Genomic DNA, 16797 nt, shown 5'->3' with positions numbered 1-16797 from the left:
TGCAGGAATTGCGCGGTTTCAGTCGGCCGCCGGCGCCGGGAAGCGCGCCAGGGCCCGCCGCATCGACCAGCGGCTGCCGAAACCGGCCGCCTGCGCGATGCGCTCGGCGTCGGCCTCGCCGGTGGCGATCGCGCGGCGCGCCAGGGCCGCGCGCTTGGCGCACAGCGCGTCGTGCGGGGTGCGGCCGAACAGGCGGCCGAACTCGCGCACGAAGTGGCAGCGCGACAGGCAGGCCGCATCGGCCATCTGCTGCAGCGTGATCGGCTCGGTGGCGCAGGACTCGATGAAGTCGGCGCCGCGGCGCAGGCGGCGCAGCAGCTCGTCGCGGGTGGCGCGCGCCGGGCGCTCGTCCGACGTGCCGCGCTCGTACGCCTCGGCATCCAGCAGCGCCTCGGCCAGCGCGCCGAGCTGGATCTCGAGCCAGTCCTCGTCGCGCTCGCCGGCCAGCACCGCGTCGCGCAGCGCACGCAGCCGCGGCGTCAGCCGCCGGTCATGGCGGCGCAGGTGCTGCGAGAACGGCCGCGGCGGCACGGCCGGCATCGCCTGCTCGAGCGCCTGGCCGGCGGCGGCGCGGCGCAGCGACCGCAGCTCGTCGACGAGCCCGGGCCGGAAGAACACCGCGAAGGACCACGCCGGCCGCGGTGCGCGCAGCACGCTGCCGTAGCGCGCGCCCGCGTTGAGCACCAGCCAGTTGTCGTCGTCGACCACCACCTCGCGGTCGGCCAGCACGTAGCGCTCGCGCCCGCCCCAGGCCAGCTTGATCGACAGCGGCTGCGCGAGCGTCGCGTACTCGGCCTCGCGGGCCGTGCCGCAGACGATCGCGTTCTCGCGGCCCCAGCGTTCGTAGAAGGCGCGGCGGAACGCGGCATTGGCAGCGGTCTCGGGCCGCGGCGGCAGGTCGGGCAGCGAGGTCAGGATCATCGGTGGGCTCGGATTCAGCCGACCGCCGCCGCCAGCGCCTGGTCGATGTCCCACAGGATGTCGTCGACGTGCTCCAGCCCGACCGAGATGCGCACCATGTCCGGCGTCACGCCGGCCGCCCGCTGCTGGGCCTCGTCGAGCTGCCGGTGCGTCGTCGACGCCGGATGGATGATCAGCGTGCGGGTGTCGCCGATGTTCGCGAGGTGGCTCATGAATTGCGCGGCCTCGATGAAGCGCATGCCGGCGTCCAGGCCACCCTTCACGCCGAAGGCCAGCAGCCCCGACGCGCCCGGCCGGCCGTCGACCGACCGCACCTGGCGCGCCAGCAGCGCATGCTGCGGATGGTCCTCGAGCCCGGGGTAGTTGACCCAGCCGACGCGGGCATCCGCGCGCAGGAACTCGGCCACCGCCCGCGCATTGCGGCAGTGCCGCTCCATGCGCAGCGGCAGCGTCTCGATGCCCTGCAGGATCTGCCACGCGGCCAGCGGCGCCAGCGCCGCGCCGTAGACGCGCAAGGTCTCCATGCGCGCGCGCATCGAGAAGCCGAAGTCGCCGAAGGTCTCGTAGAAGCGCACGCCGTGGTAGCCGGACGACGGCTCGGTCATGCCGGGGAACCGGCCGTTGTCCCACGGGAAGCGGCCGCCTTCGACCATCACGCCGCCCAGCGTCGTGCCATGGCCGCCGAGGTATTTGGTCGCCGAGTGCACGACGATGTCGGCGCCCAGCGCCAGCGGGTTGCAGAGGTACGGGCTGGGCACCGTGTTGTCGATGAGCAGCGGCACGCCGTGGGCATGGGCGACCTCGGCGACCGCGGCGATGTCCAGCACCACGAGGCTGGGATTGCCCAGGCTCTCGGCGAAGACCGCGCGGGTGGTCGGCCGCATCGCCGCGGCGAAGGCCTCGGGCGTCGTCGCGTCGACGAAGCTCGTCTCGATGCCGAACTTCGCGAGGTTGACCGCCAGCATCGTCACCGTGCCGCCGTACAGCGCGCCGGCGGCGACCACGTGGTCACCCGCCTGCAGGATGGTCATCAGCGCCATCGCCTCGGCCGCCATGCCGCTGGCCGAGGCCACCGCGGCGCGCCCGCCCTCGAGCGCGGCCACGCGCTCTTCCAGCGCCGCGACGGTGGGGTTCGACAGCCGCGAATAGACGTTGCCGAAGGTCTGCAGGTTGAACAGGCTGGCCGCGTGGTCGGCCGAGTCGAAGACGAAGCTGGTCGTCTGGTAGATCGGCAACGCGCGGGCGCCGGTGGCCTCGTCGGGGATCTGGCCGGCGTGGATCGCCAGCGTCTCGGGCTTGAACTGTCGACCGCTCATGCCGGGCCCCTCATCCGCGCCGGCGCGCCGACACCACGCCGGTGTTCACGCCCGCCCAGTGCAGGCCGCCGAAGAGCCGCGCATGCTCGATCTTCACGCAGCGGTTCATCACCGTGGCCAGGCCCGCGGCGCGCGCCTTCGCAGCGGCGTCGTGGTTGAGCACACCGATCTGCTGCCACAGCACCTTGGCGCCGATGGCGATCGCCGCGTCGGCGATCGGACCCACCTCCTCGGTGCGGCGGAAGACGTCGACGATGTCGACCGGACCATCGACCTCGGCCAGCGAGGCCACGCAGGGCTCGCCCAGCACCGTCGCGCCGGCATAGCGCGGGTTCACCGGGCGGATGCGGTAACCGCGCTGCTGCATGTACTTCGCGGCGAAGAAGCTCGGCCGGTGCCAGTCGGCCGACAGGCCGACGACGGCGATGGTTCGCGCCGCGCGCAGCAGGCCGCGCAGCGTCGCGTCGTCGGGCGCCTCGGGGGCTTGTTGCGGATCGTCGGCCATCGGAGTCCGGGATCATCGCCCGGGCGTCGGCCGGGCCGGCCCCTGATTCGTCCCAGGGCCGCGGCCGCGCACCTTGGATTACACTGCCCGCGGTCAGGAGAGAGCTTCACCCGAAGCCGCCGAAGGCGCAGAGGTTGCCACCTCGAACGCTCAGGCAAAAGGACTGGCAAGCGCTTCTTCGCGGAAGCGTTCCTCACTGGAGAGAGGCGGGTCAATCGGTCGCAAGACCGAGGGAGCCCGTCCACCGAAGGGGCAAGCGGCACCGGTATCCCCGGCGTCGCCAATCTCTCAGGTAAAGCGGACAGCGAGGGCAGCCCCCACCTCCGGGTGGGGCCGGTATGCCCTCGGGAGAAGACAAATGTCCGCCGATCTGCTCAAGACTCCGCTGCACGACCTGCACCTCGAACTCGGCGCCAAGATGGTCGAGTTCGCCGGCTATGCGATGCCGGTCAACTACCCCACCGGCATCCTCGCCGAGCACCGGCATTGCCGCGACTTCGCGTCCTTGTTCGACGTCTCGCACATGGGCCAGCTGCAGCTGCGCGGCGACGACGCCGCGAAGGCGCTGGAAACCCTGATGCCGATGGACGTGATCGACCTGGGCATGGGCAAACAGCGTTACGCCTTCTTCACGAATGCGAACGGCGGCCTGCTCGACGATCTGATGATGACGCGGCGCGCCGACCACCTGTTCCTGATCGTCAACGCGGCCTGCAAGGCCGCCGATATCCGACATCTGCAGACCCACATCGGCCACCGCTGCAGCGTCGTGCCGCTGCCCGACCGCGCGCTGCTCGCGCTGCAGGGCCCGCAGGCGGTGACCGCGCTGTCGCGGCTGAACGCCGACGTCGCCGGGCTGACCTTCATGACCGGCGGCGACTTCCGCCTGAACGGCAGCGACTGTTTCGTCACCCGCTCGGGCTACACCGGCGAAGACGGCTTCGAGATCTCGGTGCCGGCCGAACATGCGGTGTCGCTGGCCAAGCAGCTGCTGTCGCAGCCCGAGGTCAAGCCTGCCGGCCTCGGCGCGCGCGACACGCTGCGCCTCGAAGCGGGTCTGTGCCTCTACGGCCACGACATCAACGAGACGACCACGCCGGTCGAGGCCGGCCTGACCTGGGCGATCCAGAAGGTGCGGCGCCCCGGTGGTGCGCGCGCCGGCGGTTATCCCGGCGCCGCGGCGATCGAGAGCCAGCTGGCCACCGGCCCGACGATCAAGCGCGTGGGCCTGACCGGCCTCGAGCGCATCCCGGTGCGCGAGGGCGCGATCATCTACGACAGCCACGACCGCAAGCTCGGCCACGTGACCAGCGGCACGCTGGGGCCGACGGTGTTCGAGCCGGTGGCAATGGCCTACCTGGCCGCGAACCACGCGATCGCGCACCACGAGGTCTACGCCGACGTGCGCGGCAAGCGCCTGCCGATGCGCGTCGCGCCGATGCCGTTCACGCCGCACCGCTACCACCGCTAGACCATCCGCTGATCACGCCGCTGATCCGCCGCCGCCTTTCCCGCCGCCAGCTCGCCCAACCAGGAGGATTCGTCCGATGACTACCATGTTCACGCCCGACCACGAGTGGATCAACATCGAGGACCACGAGGCCGCCGTCGTCGGCATCACGCTGCATGCGCAGGACGCGCTGGGCGACGTGGTCTTCGTCGATCTGCCCCAGGTCGGCAAGACCTACAAGAAGGGCGAGGTCGCCGGCGTCGTCGAATCGGTCAAGGCCGCGGCGGACCTCTACATGCCGGTCGACGGCGAGGTGGTGGAGGTCAACGAGGAACTGCGCGCCGATCCGTCGCTCGCCAACCGCGACCCGATGGGCAACGGCTGGTTCTTCAAGGTCCACGTCAACAACATGGGCCAGTTCGACCAGCTGATGGACCCGCCGGCGTACGACGCGCTGCTGAAGACCCTCTGATCGCCTCCTGACCTTCCCGCTGTTCGTATCGCCGGGCGCCATGAGCGTTCGGCGGCCTGCTGTTCTCCGGCACCCCCGGTTTCGCTTCACCCCACCATGTCCGAGTCCCCTGCCCTGTCGCCGCTCGCCGCGCTCGAACCTGCCGGCGAATTCGCCGCCCGCCACATCGGCCCCGATGCCGCCGACGAGCAGCAGATGCTGTCGGCCATCGGCGTGGCCTCCCGCGCCGCGCTGATCGACGCGCTCGTGCCGCGCAACATCCGCCGCGCCGCGGCGATGGCGCTGCCGCCGGCGGCCTCGGAAGCCGAGGCCCTGGCGGAGCTCAAGCGCATCGCCGGCAAGAACCGCGTGCTGAGGAGCTTCATCGGCCAGGGGTACCACGGCACGCTGACGCCCGGCGTCATCCTGCGCAACGTGCTCGAGAACCCGGCCTGGTACACCGCCTACACCCCCTACCAGGCCGAGATCTCGCAGGGCCGCATGGAGGCGCTGGTCAACTTCCAGACGATGGTCACCGACCTCACCGGCATGGCCATCGCCAACGCGTCGATGCTCGACGAGGCGACCGCCGCGGCGGAGGCGATGACGCTGGCGCATCGCGTGGGCAAGTCGAAGTCCGAGGTGTTCTACGTCGCCGAGGACGTGCTGCCGCAGACGCTGGACGTGGTGCGCACGCGGGCCAAGCCGCTGGGCATCACTGTGCAGGTCGGACCCGCATCGCAGGCCGGCGCGCAGCCCTGCTTTGCCGCGCTGCTGCAGTACCCCGGCGTCAACGGCCACATCCAGGCGCTGCAGCCGATCAGCGACGCGGTGCATGCCCAGGGCGGCCTGGTGATCGCCGCCGCCGACCTGCTGGCGCTGACGCTGCTCATGCCGCCCGGCGAACAGGGCGCCGACATCGCCTGCGGCACGACGCAGCGCTTCGGCATGCCGATGGGCGCCGGCGGCCCGCACGCGGCCTACCTGGCGACGAAGGACGAGTTCAAGCGCTCGCTGCCCGGGCGGCTGGTCGGCGTCAGCGTCGACGCGCACGGCGCGCCGGCCTACCGCCTCGCGCTGCAGACGCGCGAGCAGCACATCCGCCGCGAGAAGGCGACCTCGAACATCTGCACCGCGCAGGTGCTTCCGGCGGTGGTGGCCAGCATGTACGCGGTCTACCACGGGCCCGAGGGCCTGAAGCGCATCGCGCAGCGCGTGGCGGCGTACACCGCGGCGCTGGCCGCGGGCCTGGCGGAGCTGGGCTGGGCGCTGGCGCACGAGACCGCCTTCGACACGCTGGTCGTGCGCGCCGGCGAGCAGGCCGAGCCGCTGGTGCTTGCCGCCGAAGCCGCCGGCATGAACCTGCGCCGCGCGAAGCCAGGGCTGATCGGCATCACGCTCGACGAGACGGCGACGCGCGCCGACATCGAGGCGCTGTGGCGCGTCTTCGCGAAGGACGGCAAGCCGCTGCCCGCCTTCGAGCGCTGCGCCGCCCGCGCGGTGCCGATGCTGCCGGCCGCGCTGCTGCGTCGCAGCGCATTCATGACGCACCCGGTCTTCAATACGCACCACAGCGAGACCGAGATGCTGCGCTACATCCGCAGCCTGTCCGACAAGGACCTCGCGCTCGACCGCTCGATGATCCCGCTCGGCTCCTGCACGATGAAGCTGAACGCGACCAGCGAGATGATCCCGATCACCTGGCCGGAGTTCGCGCAGGTGCATCCGTTCGCGCCGGCCGCTCAGCTCGCGGGTTATGCGGAGCTGAACCAGCAGCTGTGCGCGTGGCTCGCGCAGGCCACCGGCTACGCCGGCATCAGCCTGCAGCCGAATGCCGGTTCGCAGGGCGAATACGCCGGCCTGCTGGCGATCCGCGCCTGGCACGCGTCGCGCGGCGACGCGAAGCGCGACATCTGCCTGATCCCCGAATCGGCGCACGGCACCAACCCGGCCAGCGCGCAGATGGTGGGGCTGAAGGTCGTCGTCGTGAAGTGCGACGCCCTGGGCCATGTCGACATGGCCGACCTGGAAGCCAAGTGCCGGGCCCATGCCGCGGACCTGGCGGCGATGATGATCACCTACCCGTCGACCTACGGCGTGTTCGAGACCGGCGTGAAGGACCTGTGCGCGCTGGTGCACCGCCACGGCGGCCGTGTCTACGTCGACGGCGCGAACATGAACGCGCTGGTCGGCGTCGCGGCGCCGGGGCAGTTCGGCGGCGACGTCAGCCACCTGAACCTGCACAAGACCTTCTGCATCCCGCACGGCGGCGGCGGCCCGGGCGTCGGCCCGGTGTGCGTGGTCGAGGACCTGGTGCCCTTCCTGCCGGCGCTGCCGGGCCAGGGCAGCGACGCCGCCGTCGGCGCCGTCTCCGCGGCACCGCTGGGCAATGCCGCGGTGCTGCCGATCAGCTGGATGTACATCCGCATGATGGGCGCCGACGGCCTGCAGGCCGCGACCGAGACGGCGATCCTGTCGGCCAACTACGTCGCCGCGCGGCTGGCCGACCACTACGACATCCACTTCTCGAGCGAGCTGCCGCAGATCGCCGGCGGCGGCGTCGCGCACGAGTGCATCCTGGACCTGCGGCCGCTGAAGGACTCGAGCGGCGTCAGCGCCGAGGATGTCGCGAAGCGCCTGATCGACTACGGCTTCCACGCGCCGACCTTGAGCTTCCCGGTCGCCGGCACGCTGATGGTCGAGCCGACCGAGAGCGAGCCGCGCATCGAGCTCGACCGCTTCTGCGACGCGATGATCCAGATCCGCGACGAGATCCGCCGGGTCGAGCAGGGCCAGTGGCCGAAGGACGACAACCCGCTGCGCAACGCCCCGCACACCGCCGAGGCGCTGCTGAAGGCCGACTGGTCGCATGCCTACAGCCGCGAGGACGCGGCCTTCCCGTTGCCGGCGCTGCGGCGCCAGAAGTACTGGTCGCCGGTCGGCCGCGTCGACAACGTCTACGGCGACCGCAACCTGTTCTGTTCCTGCGTGCCGCTGAGCGCCTACGAGGACTGAATGGCCGCGGCGCCGCTCGATGTCCTGATCGTCGGCGCCGGCTTCAGCGGCCTCGGGCTCGGCATGCGGCTGAAGCAGGCCGGGCGCCACGGCTTTCAGGTGATAGAGCGCCATGCCGGCGTCGGCGGCACCTGGTGGGCCAACCGCTATCCCGGCGCCGCCTGCGACATTCCATCGCTGCTGTATTCGTATTCGTTCGCGCCGAATCCGCGCTGGAGCCGGCTCTTCCCGCAGCAACCGGAGATCCAGGCCTACCTGGCCGACTGCGTCGAGCGCTTCGGATTGGCGCCGCACCTGCGGCTGTCGACCGAGCTGGCCGCGCTGCGCTGGGACGAGTCCACGCAACAGTGGCATGCCACATTGCGCGGCGCCGATGGCACGGCGCATGAACAACGCGCACGCAGCGTGGTGATCGCCACCGGCGCGCTCAGCAAGCCACGCTGGCCGGAGATCGACGGCCTGCATGACTTCGGCGGCCGCCTGCTGCATACGGCGGCCTGGGACCCCTCGCTGCCGCTCGCCGGGCAGCGCATCGGCGTCATCGGCACCGGCGCCAGCGCGGTGCAGCTGGTGCCGGAACTGAGCGCCACAGCGGCCGAAGTACGCGTCTTCCAGCGCACACCGTCGTGGATCATGCCGCGCCACGACCGGCCGCTGGCGCGCTGGCAGCGCACGCTGTGCACCCACCTGCCCGGCTTCGCGCGCACGTGGCGCACGGCGCTGTACTGGCAGCACGAGGCCCGCGTGCCCGGCTTCACGACGCGGCCGCAATGGCTGGCGGCGGCCGAGTCGATCGCGCTGCGTCACATGAAGCGCCAGGTGCGCGAGCCGGCGTTGCGCGACGCGCTGACGCCGCGCTACCGCATGGGCTGCAAGCGCATCCTGATCAGCGACGATTTCTACCCGGCGCTGACGCGGCCCCACGTCGCGCTGGAGACCACGCCGATCGCGCGCATCGAACCTGCCGGCGTGCGCACCGCCGACGGCCGGCTGCATGCGCTGGACGTGCTGGTCGCCGCCACCGGCTTCGACGCCGCCGACGCCGGGCCGCCCTGCCCGGTGGTCGGCCCGGGCGGCCACACGCTGGCCGAGGCTTGGGGCCTCGGCGCCAGCGCCTACCTCGGCACGCTGGTCGCCGGTTTTCCGAACCTGTTCTTCCTGGTCGGCCCCAACACCGGGCTGGGCCACAACTCGATGCTGCAGATCATCGAGTCGCAGCTGGCGCTGGTGCTCGACGCGCTGCGACGGCTCGATCACCATGCTGCGCTGACGGTCACGAACGAGGCGCACCATCGCTTCGACGACGAAGTCCAGCACCGACTGAAATCCACGATCTGGTCCACCGGCGGCTGCCACAGCTGGTACCAGTCCCGAGACGGCCGCATCACCACGCTCTGGCCGGGCTCGACGATCGAGTTCCGCCGCCGCACCCGGCGGCTGGCACTCGCCGACATCCACCTGCGCTGAACAAGAGAGCACGCCATGGCCGTCTCCGTCTTCGACCTCTTCAAGATCGGCATCGGGCCGAGCAGCTCGCACACCGTCGGGCCGATGCGCGCCGCACGCATGTTCATGCAGCGCCTCGCGCACGACGGGCTGATCGACGACGCGATGCGCCTGCAATGCGACCTCTACGGCTCGCTGGGCGCCACCGGCAAGGGCCACGGCAGCGACAAGGCGGTGCTGCTGGGGATGATGGGCCACGAGCCCGACACGGTCGACGTCGACCAGATTCCCGCGCTGCTGGAGGCCGTGCGCAGCCACCAGCAGCTGATGCTGCCGGGCGGCCTGTGCCTGGCGTTCAACGAGGCGACCGACCTGATCTTCCACCGCCGCGAGACCCTGCCCTTCCACGCCAACGCGCTGCGCTTCACCGCCTTCGACGGCGCTGGCGCCGAGATCGCCAACCGCGTCTACTACTCGGTGGGCGGCGGCTTCGTCGTCAGCGACGAGGTCGCGGCCGACGGCTCGCGGCACAAGGTGGTCGCGCCGGACACCACGGCACTGCCGCATCCCTTCCACAGCGGCGATGAACTGCTGAAGCTGACCCAGACGCTCGGCTGCAGCATCGCCGAGGTGATGCGGCGCAACGAACGCCACTGGCGCACCGACGAGCAGATCGATGCCGGCCTGCTTGGCATCTGGCGCACGATGCAGGACTGCGTCAGCCGCGGCTGCCGCGCCGAGGGCGTGCTGCCCGGCGGCTTCAAGGTCAAGCGCCGCGCCGCCGCGCTGTACCGCTCGCTGACCGCCAACCCCGAGGCCGCGCTGCGCGACCCGCTGCAGGTGCTGGACTGGGTGAACCTCTACGCGCTGGCGGTCAACGAGGAGAACGCGGCCGGCGGCCGCGTCGTCACCGCGCCGACCAACGGCGCGGCCGGCATCATTCCGGCGGTGCTGCACTACTACCACCGCTTCGTGCACGGCTCCTCCGAGCGCGGCGTGGTCGACTTCCTGCTGACCGCCGCGGCGATCGGCATCCTCTACAAGGAGAACGCGTCGATCTCCGGCGCCGAGGTCGGCTGCCAGGGCGAGGTCGGCGTCGCCTGCTCGATGGCCGCCGGCGCGCTGTGCGCGGTGCTCGGCGGCACGCCCGAGCAGGTGGAGAACGCCGCCGAGATCGGCATGGAACACCACCTGGGGCTGACCTGCGACCCGGTGGGCGGCCTGGTGCAGATCCCGTGCATCGAGCGCAACGCGATCGCCTCGGTCAAGGCGGTGAACGCCGCGCGCATGGCGCTGCGCGGCGACGGCACGCACTACGTCAGTCTCGACAAGGTGATCAAGACGATGCGCGAGACCGGCGCGGACATGATGACCAAGTACAAGGAAACCGCCCGCGGTGGCCTGGCGGTGAATATCGTGGAATGCTGAACGAAGCCGCCCGGGGCATCGACGAAATGATTTGAGAGGTCTCAAGACGGCAATTCCGGTGACCGATGACAGACGAACGGCGCGAACATCCCTCCGCGCTCAAAGTTGCAAAACCCGCAGCTTGTCTGTTCAACGGTCCGGGAGTTGCCGATGTCTGGCTCGAAGTTCAACCCGCTGTCCCTTGGCGTGCGCCTCATGCAGCGTGTCCGGCTGCCGGCCAAGCTCACGCTGGTCGCGACGCCGCTGCTCGTCTCCCAGGGTGTCGGCTTTGCGGCGCTGGCCGGCGCGTTCGGTCCAGGCGCCTCGGGTGGCGCGCTCGCCGTCGCCGGCAGTGCGTTCGCGCTCGCCGGCTACTTCGCCATCGCCTTCGCCGCCAGCATCGGCCGCAGCCTCGACGCCCTGCACACCGGCGTGAAAGCCGTCTCGGGCGGCGACCTCTCGCACAAGATCGACCTGCCCGGCAGCGACGAACTGCACGTCATCGGCACCCTGGTCGAAGGCATGAACGTGCGGCTGTCGTCGCTGGTCGCCGAGATCCGCTCGAGCGCGGTGCGCGTCGGCATGTCGGGCCAGCTGGTCGCCTCCAGCAGCGAATCGCTCGCCCAGCGCACCGAGGAACAGGCCGCCAGCCTGCGCCAGACGGTGGAGACCGTGCACCAGCTGACCGAAGCGGTCAGCGCCAACGCCACTGCCGCCAGCCAGCTCGACCAGCTGACCGAGCGCCTGAAGACCGAAGCCGAACAGGGCGGCGCCGCGATGCGCTCGTCGGTCGAGGCGATGGCCGGCCTCGAGGACAGCTCCAAGCGCGTCGGCGAGATCATCGGCGTGATCGACGGCATCGCGTTCCAGACCAACATCCTCGCGCTGAACGCCGCGGTGGAAGCCGCGCGCGCCGGCGAGGCCGGCCGCGGCTTCGCGGTCGTCGCCGCCGAGGTGCGCCAGCTCGCGCAGCGCTCGGCCGCCGCGTCCAGCGAGATCCGCACCCTCATCGCCCGCTCCGGCGAGCAGGTCGAGAGCTCGGTGCGCCAGACCCGTGCGGTCGGCCAGGTGCTCGACGCGCTGGTCGGCGGCGTGCGCAACGTCTCGACCTCGCTGCGCCGCATCGCCGAGGCCAGCGCCCGCCAGAGCGGCGAGCTGACCCAGGTGTCGCAGAGCGTCGGCCAGCTCGACGAGATCACGCGCCAGAACGCCGCGATGGTCGAGGAATCGGCCGGCGCGTCGCAGGACCTCGTCGGCCGCGCGAAGACGCTGTCGAGCGCCGTCGCCTCGATCCGCCTGCGCCAGGGCTCGGCCGACGAAGCGCGTGCGCTGGTCGCCAAGGCCGAAGCGCTGATCAAGCAGCGCGGCCTGGCCGCCGCCGCGCAGGTCTTCCGCGACAAGGCCAGCGGCTTCGTCGACCGCGACCTCTACATCTTCGTCGTCGACCGCGGCGGCCACTACCGCGTGCATGCCGCGAAGCCGGCCTCCGAAGGCAAGCGCGTGCACGAGATCCCCGGCATCGACGGCGACCGCTTCGTGCGCGACGCCTTCGCCACCCCCGCCACCGGCGGCTGGATCGAGTACGACATCATCAATCCCGAGTCCGGCGCGGTGCAGCCCAAGGCCTCGTTCGTCGTGCAGATCGACGCGCAGCAGGTGGTCGGCTGCGGGGTCTACCGCCAGACCGCCCAGGCGGCTTTCGCCAAGGCCTGAGCGGCATACCGCCGCCCAGCCAAGAAAAACGCCGCCCGAGGGCGGCGTTCTTCATGGCGGCGGTGAATGCTCAGTCGCGATCCGCGGGCGCATGCTGCGGCAGCGGGCCGCCGGCGAGCGCCGCCGGCGCTTCCTCCGGCGCGGCCTGCGGCTTCCGCTCGCGCACCAGGTAGCTGTAGAGCACCGGCACGACCACCAGCGTCAGTAAGGTGGAGGTGATGACGCCGCCGATGATGGCGCGGCCCATCGGCGCCTGGATCTCGCCGCCGTCGTTCAGTGCCAGCGCCAGCGGCAGCATGCCGAAGACCATCGCCGCGGTCGTCATCATGATCGGGCGCATGCGGATCAGGCCGGCTTCCAGCAACGCTTCGGCCACCGTCGCGCCGCGTGCCCGCGCATGGTTCGCGAAGTCGACCAGCAGGATCGCGTTCTTCGTCACCAGGCCCATCAGCATGACGAGGCCGATCATCGAGAACACGTTCAAGGTCGAGCGCCAGAACAGCAGCGCCAGCATCACGCCGATCAGCGCCAGCGGCAGCGAGGCCATGATGGCGATCGGCTGCAGGAAGCTGCCGAACTGCGAGGCCAGCACGATGTAGATGAAGATCGCCGCCAGGCCCATCGCAGCCAGCATGCCGGCGAAGGCTTCCTGCTGTTCCTGGGTCTCGCCGCCGACGTCGAAGCTGAAGCCCGGTGGCAGGTTGGTCTCCTTGATCAGCTTCTGCACGTCGGCGCCGGCGTCACCCGACGGACGGCCCTGCGTGCCGGCGAAGATCGCCTCGCGGCGCTGCAGGTTCTGGCGGCGGATCACGTCCGGGTTGACGACCGACTCGATCGTCGCGATCGACTCCAGCGTGATCGGCGTGCCGTCCTTGGCGAAGGCCACCGGCAGGCTGCGCATCTGGTCGATGCGCTCGCGCTGCTCTTCCGGCAGGCGCAGCAGCACTTCCACCTGCTGGCCGTCGGGCGTGGTCCAGTAGGTCGCGACCTCGCCGTTGACGTAGGCGCGCAGGCTCGACGCCAGCTGCGGCGCGGTGAGACCCAGCTCGCGCACCGCCCCGGGCTTCAGCCGCACGGCGTAGGCCGGCAGGCCGGGCTTCAACGACAGGTCGACGTCGGCGATGCCGGGGATCTTCTTGATCTTCTCGGCGAACTCGGTCGCCACGCGCGACAGGCCCACCGGATCGCTGCCGAGGATCGCGACGTAGATCGGCCGGTTGAAGCCGACCGAGGCCTCGATGCCCGGGATCTTGGCGATCGCCGAGCGGATCGCGCCTTCGATCTCCTTCTGCGAGCGCTGGCGCTCCTTGCGGTCGGTGAGCGTGATGTTCAGCGTCGCCTGGCCGCGGCCGACCGCGAAGCCCTGGCCCTGGCCGCCCACATTGGTCGATACGGTCTTGACCTCGGGGAAGGTGGCGACGATCTCCTCGACCTGGCGCACCTTCTGGTCGCTGCGCTCGAGGCTGGAGCCGGTGGGCATGCGCAGCGACAGCTGCGTGAAGCCCTGGTCGGTCTGCGGCACGAACTCGGTGCCCACCAGCGGCGCCAGCCCCAGCGCGCCGACGAAGCTCAGCGCGCCGACGCCCATCACGACGCCGCGCGGCGTGATCGTCGCCCAGCGCCACACCCGTGCGCGGGTCTTGTCGCGGCGCTTGTGCGCATCGAAGGGTCGGCCGTAGGTGATCAGCGGCAGTAGCTTCCAGCGCCGCTCGGAGAAGGCCCAGCGGATCAGGCGCTCGTAGATGCCATGCGCGAGGTCCATGCCGTGGTCGACCGCGCGGATCGACCAGCCGATCAGCGGCACCTTGCGCAGGTGCGCCGACGGCGGGTCCTTCCAGATGCTCGACAGCATCGGGTCGAGCGTGAAGCTGACGAACAGGCTCACCAGCACCGCCACCGCGACCGTGATGCCGAACGGGTAGAAGAACTTGCCGATGATGCCGCCCATGAAGGCCACCGGCACGAACACCGCGCAGATCGCGAAGGTGGTGGCCATCACCGCGAGGCCGATCTCGTTGGTGCCATCGAAGGCCGCGGTGTGGTGGTCCTTGCCCATCGCGACGTGGCGCACGATGTTCTCGCGCACGACGATCGCGTCGTCGATCAACAGGCCGATGCACAGGCTCAGCGCCATCATCGTCATGAAGTTCAGCGTGAAGCCGAAGGCATAGACGGCGATGAAGCTGGAGATGACCGCGATCGGCAGGGTCAGGCCGGTGATGATCGTCGAGCGCCACGAGTGCAGGAACAGGAAGACGATCAGTACCGTCAGGATCGCGCCTTCGATCAGCGTGTGCTTCAGGCCCTCGAGCGAGCCCTTGACGAAATCGCTCGACGCGTAGATCAGCCGCAGCTCGACGTCCGAGGGCAGCGTCTTGCGCAGTTCGTCCATCGCGCCCTTCACCGCTTCGCCGGTGGCGACGATGTTGGCGTCCTGCTGCTTGAAGACGTTGAAGGTCACCGCGCGCTGGCCGTTGATGCGGGCCAGCGACTCGAACTCGCGCTCGCGCTCGACGAGCTGGCCGAGGTCGCCCAAGGTCAGCGCCAGGCCGTTGCGGCGCGCGACGACGAAGTCGGTGAACTGGCGCGGATCGCGCGCGCGGCCCTCGACGCGCAGGATCGCGTCGGAGGTGGCGTCGCTCAGCAGGCCGACCGGCTGGTCGACGTTGGCCTCGCGCAGCGCGGTGGCGATCTCCGCCGGCGTGATGCCGTAGGCGCGCAGCCGCGCCGGGTCGAGGTTGATGCGCACCTCGCGGATCGCCATGCCGCTGATGTCGACACGCGCGACGCCGTCGATGCGCGCGAGCCGCTTGCTGACGTTCTGGTCGGCCAGCAGCGACAGTTCACGCCCCGAGCGCGACTTGCTCATCAGCGCCATCACGACCACCGGCTGAGCGTTGTCGTTGTTGAAGCGCACGATGGTCGGCGTCTTCGCGTCCTTCGGCAGCGCGGCCTGCACCTGCGACATGCGGTCGCGCACGTCCTGCATCGCGCGCGTCATGTCGGTGTTCAGGTTGAACTCGATGCTGGTCTGGCTGCGGCCCTCGAAGCTGCGCGAGTTGATGCGCTTGACGCCGCCGATGCTGTTCAGCGATTCCTCGATGACCTTGGCGACCTCGCGCTCGGCTGCCTCCGGCGAGGCGCCGGGGTAGGCGACGTCGATGAAGGCGCCGGGGAACTGGATGTCGGGCATCTGCTCGACGCCAAGGCGGTTGTAGGCGAACAGGCCCAGCACGAGCAGCGCGACCATCACCATCGTCGCGAAGACGGGGTTCTTGATCGATACGCGGGTGATCCACATGGTGAGGCTCCCGGTGCGATCAGCGCGTGGCGTGCGTGCTGGACGCGGCGGCCGACGCGACCGCCGGCTGCTTGCCGGCGACCACCGAGGCCTTCGCACCTTCGCGCAGGTTGTCGAAGCGCATCGCCAGCACACGGCTCGCGGGAGACACGCCGGTCAGCACCTCGACGCGGCCGGCGGCCTCGTCGCGGCGGCCCAGTGTCACCGCGCGGCGCATCAGCGCGCCGTCCTCGATCAGCCAGACATGGTCCTGGCCGGAGGTGCTGCCGACCGCCGGGATCGGCACCGACAGGCGCTGCTGCGCGTCCTGCAGTTCGACACGGGCGATGGCGTACTGGCCGGCGCGCAGCGTCTCCTTCGGGTTGTCGAGCGCGATCGTCACGCCGATCGAGCGCGTACCCGGTTCGGCGGCCGGCGCGATGCGCGCGAGCTTGGCCATCACCGGCTTTTCGACGCCCTCGACCTTCACCTGCACCGTCATGCCCGGCGCCAGCGCGCCGACCTCGTGCGTGCCGACGCTGCCGGCCAGCTCCAGCTTCTGCAGATCGACCAGCGTCAGCATCTGCTGCTCGATGCTCACCTTCTCGCCGGGCAGCACATGGCGCTTGGCGACGATGCCGCCGATCGGCGCCACCAGCGCCGCCTCGCGCAGGCCCACGCGCGTGGTGTCCAGCGAAGCCTGCGCGGCATTCAGCGCGGCACGGGCGGTCTCGACGGATGCGCGGGAGTTCTCGAGCGCGTTCGGCGAGATGAAGTTCTGCTGCGCGAGCCGCTCGTTTGAGGCGTGCGTGCGTTCGGCCTGGGCGAGGGTCGCGCGCGCCGATTCGACGTTGGCGTTGCGTTCGGCGACCCGGTTGGAAAGTTCAGCCAGGTCGATGCGGCCCAGCGCCTGGCCGGCGGTGACGCGCTGACCTTCGGCGACCTGCAGCGCCAGCAGCGTGCCCGAGGCCTTTGCGCGCACGATGGCGGTGTTCGGCGCGACCAGCGGACCCGAGAACTCGATCAGCTTCGGCATCGTGGCCATCGTCGGCTGCACGACCTCGGTGGTGCGGAACTCCAGCGGCGGCGCCGACGCGGCGTCCTTCGGCCCCTTGGCGCTCTTGGCGGTGGCCGCGCTGTCGGGGGCCTTCGCGCCCGCGTTGCGTTGCATCATCACCACGCCCACCGCGACCGCCACCGCAGCGACGGCCGCAATACCACCCCCGATCACACGACTCTTGCGCATGTCTTCATCCTTCCGTCGCAATGCAACGATCTTGTAAAGCGGCGCGA

11 protein-coding genes and 2 riboswitches are annotated in these 16797 nt (G+C 70.7%); of the genes, 6 read left to right on the top strand and 5 right to left on the bottom strand.

From position 1 onward, the window contains the following. Nucleotides 1–18: 18 nt before the first annotated feature. The 3 genes from P1K89_RS14100 to P1K89_RS14090 are packed head-to-tail and all read right to left on the bottom strand — an operon-like array spanning nucleotide 19 to nucleotide 2742. Nucleotides 19–921: a helix-turn-helix domain-containing protein gene (locus P1K89_RS14100; RefSeq protein WP_284617073.1), complete on the bottom strand. Its 903-nt coding sequence runs from the start codon at nucleotides 919–921 to the stop codon at nucleotides 19–21. A gap of 14 nt (nucleotides 922–935) precedes the next feature. Continuing rightward, nucleotides 936–2237 (bottom strand): O-acetylhomoserine aminocarboxypropyltransferase/cysteine synthase family protein, encoded by a 1302-nt coding sequence (locus tag P1K89_RS14095; protein WP_284617072.1) that lies wholly within the window; start codon nucleotides 2235–2237, stop codon nucleotides 936–938. 10 nt (nucleotides 2238–2247) lie between these two features. Then, nucleotides 2248–2742, bottom strand: a complete 495-nt coding sequence (locus P1K89_RS14090) for a CoA-binding protein (protein ID WP_284617071.1) — start codon at nucleotides 2740–2742, stop codon at nucleotides 2248–2250. A gap of 84 nt (nucleotides 2743–2826) precedes the next feature. After that, nucleotides 2827–2918: riboswitch (glycine riboswitch) on the top strand. Nucleotides 2919–2928: 10 nt separating this feature from the next. After that, nucleotides 2929–3057, top strand: a riboswitch (glycine riboswitch). 43 nt (nucleotides 3058–3100) lie between these two features. On the opposite strand from P1K89_RS14090, the gene gcvT reads away from it, so the two are divergent. The 6 genes from gcvT (at nucleotide 3101) to P1K89_RS14060 (ending at nucleotide 12224) form a co-directional block, all read left to right on the top strand. Further along, nucleotides 3101–4213, top strand: a complete 1113-nt coding sequence (gcvT, locus tag P1K89_RS14085; RefSeq protein WP_284617070.1) for a glycine cleavage system aminomethyltransferase GcvT — start codon at nucleotides 3101–3103, stop codon at nucleotides 4211–4213. A 76-nt stretch (nucleotides 4214–4289) separates the two neighbouring features. Further along, entirely contained in the window at nucleotides 4290–4664 is a 375-nt protein-coding gene (gene gcvH / locus P1K89_RS14080) for a glycine cleavage system protein GcvH (protein ID WP_284617069.1), read from the top strand. Nucleotides 4665–4760: 96 nt separating this feature from the next. Continuing rightward, nucleotides 4761–7658, top strand: coding sequence for an aminomethyl-transferring glycine dehydrogenase (gcvP, locus tag P1K89_RS14075; RefSeq protein WP_284617068.1), 2898 nt, complete (start codon nucleotides 4761–4763; stop codon nucleotides 7656–7658). Beyond that, nucleotides 7659–9125 carry a flavin-containing monooxygenase gene (locus P1K89_RS14070; RefSeq protein WP_284617067.1) on the top strand — a complete coding sequence of 489 codons (1467 nt, stop codon included), beginning with the start codon at nucleotides 7659–7661 and terminating at the stop codon, nucleotides 9123–9125. A gap of 15 nt (nucleotides 9126–9140) precedes the next feature. Beyond that, nucleotides 9141–10532 carry an L-serine ammonia-lyase gene (locus tag P1K89_RS14065; protein ID WP_284617066.1) on the top strand — a complete coding sequence of 464 codons (1392 nt, stop codon included), beginning with the start codon at nucleotides 9141–9143 and terminating at the stop codon, nucleotides 10530–10532. Nucleotides 10533–10682: 150 nt separating this feature from the next. Next, nucleotides 10683–12224: a methyl-accepting chemotaxis protein gene (locus tag P1K89_RS14060; protein ID WP_284617065.1), complete on the top strand. Its 1542-nt coding sequence runs from the start codon at nucleotides 10683–10685 to the stop codon at nucleotides 12222–12224. A gap of 70 nt (nucleotides 12225–12294) precedes the next feature. Here the strand turns inward: P1K89_RS14060 and P1K89_RS14055 are convergent, their stop codons facing one another. Both P1K89_RS14055 and P1K89_RS14050 read right to left on the bottom strand, forming a co-directional pair. Continuing rightward, nucleotides 12295–15525: an efflux RND transporter permease subunit gene (locus tag P1K89_RS14055; protein WP_284617064.1), complete on the bottom strand. Its 3231-nt coding sequence runs from the start codon at nucleotides 15523–15525 to the stop codon at nucleotides 12295–12297. A 19-nt stretch (nucleotides 15526–15544) separates the two neighbouring features. Beyond that, nucleotides 15545–16750, bottom strand: coding sequence for an efflux RND transporter periplasmic adaptor subunit (locus tag P1K89_RS14050; RefSeq protein ID WP_284617063.1), 1206 nt, complete (start codon nucleotides 16748–16750; stop codon nucleotides 15545–15547). Between the last annotated feature and the right edge of the window lie 47 nt (nucleotides 16751–16797).

Origin of the sequence: Aquabacterium humicola (genome assembly GCF_030167915.1) — a bacterium.
Lineage (GTDB): Bacteria > Pseudomonadota > Gammaproteobacteria > Burkholderiales > Burkholderiaceae_C > Pseudaquabacterium > Pseudaquabacterium humicola.
This window is presented reverse-complemented; position numbering and strand designations above follow the sequence as displayed.